Origin of the sequence: Sulfitobacter sp. HI0129 (genome assembly GCF_001635395.1) — a bacterium.
Lineage (GTDB): Bacteria > Pseudomonadota > Alphaproteobacteria > Rhodobacterales > Rhodobacteraceae > Sulfitobacter.
The window spans coordinates 1-1,218 of sequence record NZ_LWGH01001071.1 but is presented as its reverse complement, the minus strand read 5'-3'; the positions used below and the strand labels follow the sequence as shown (position 1 = coordinate 1,218).

The following is a 1,218-nucleotide window of genomic DNA, read 5'->3' as shown; positions in this document are numbered from 1 at the left end:
CGGCGATGCGCAGGGCGCGCTGGGGGGCGGCGTGGCTGACCGTGGCGGTGTGGTAGACATCGTAGCTGAGGTCCGGCTGCAGGCGCTTTTCGGTGGCGGAAATCGTAATGTGGTCCTGCAGGGCCTGCCGGCCCAGCAGCATCCGGCTGCTCATGGTGGCGCGGTTGGTCAGCGTGACCTCGATGGGCCAGCTTTGCCCGGCCACGGCCATTCGGGTGGAGATGACAAAGCGTGTCTCGCTTTCCCCGTTGGAGGAGGTCACTTCGCGCCGGTCGAGGATCGGCGCGGAACAGGTGATCGCGATATCCTCGCGCCCGGCGATGGGATAGACGTTGAAACGCACCTTGGGCTTCGAGGCGGGGCCGAAGACTTCGATGTCATGGGCATGCAGGGCGGAGGTCCGCGCGCCCGTGTCCACCTTTACCTTCAGGGCGGGGAGGCCAAGCTCGGGCAGGGCGATCCATTCCTCCCAGCCAAATATCAGTTCTTCCATGGGGAATCCTTCTCTGCGGGTCGGGGCGCCGCAATTCAAAAACAGGTCAGTTATCGGGCAGGTCCTGCTGCGCGGGGGGCAGCATTCGTGTCCCGCTTTCGCGTTCGATACGCACCGCTTCGGCCAGCAGGCCTTCGCGCACGCGGCATTCGATTTCCCAGCCGGTGGCGGGGTTGGACGTGGGCAGTTCGACCCGGACCTTCACGCCGAAGACGTCCTGCCCGGTGACATGCACCTTGGCGGAGGAGCGCGGACTTACGTCGTCCTGGTCCTCTTTGTCCAGCAGGTCGAAGAAGGCGCGGCGCAGCTGCTCCACATCCGCCGTCTGGGCGAGGGTCAGCTTGATGGGACGCACCATCGCGGGATCCTCCAGCGACCAGTTTTCAAAGGCATCGCCCACGAAATGGCTGACCGGCACGATGAGCCGGTTGCCGTTCCAGATGATCAACTGGACGTAGGTGAAGTGGATGCGCTCCACCGTGCAGAAGTGGCCTTCGAACATGAGCTGATCGCCGATCCGGGCGGAGCGGTTCAGCGCGATCTGCACGGAGGCGAGGATGTTGCCCAGCACCTCGCGCGCGGCAAAGCCCAGGATCAGCGTCAGCGCCCCGGCAGAGGCCAGCAGCGACAGGCCCACGGTGTTGAGCGTATTGATGGAGGCGAGCACCACGCCCGTGCCGACCAGCACGGCGATGACGATCACTGCTTTGCGCGCTGCCGAAATC

General features: G+C 65.0%; 2 protein-coding genes. Both read right to left on the bottom strand.

The genetic code is table 11. The annotated features are described in order from the left end of the window. A partial coding sequence (locus A3764_RS22650; protein ID WP_201722502.1) for an ATP-dependent zinc protease family protein occupies window positions 1-493 on the bottom strand: 493 nt, incomplete at its 3' end. A gap of 46 nt (window positions 494-539) precedes the next feature. After that, on the bottom strand, window positions 540-1,218 hold a 679-nt coding region (locus A3764_RS22645; protein ID WP_161487537.1), incomplete at its 5' end, for a mechanosensitive ion channel family protein.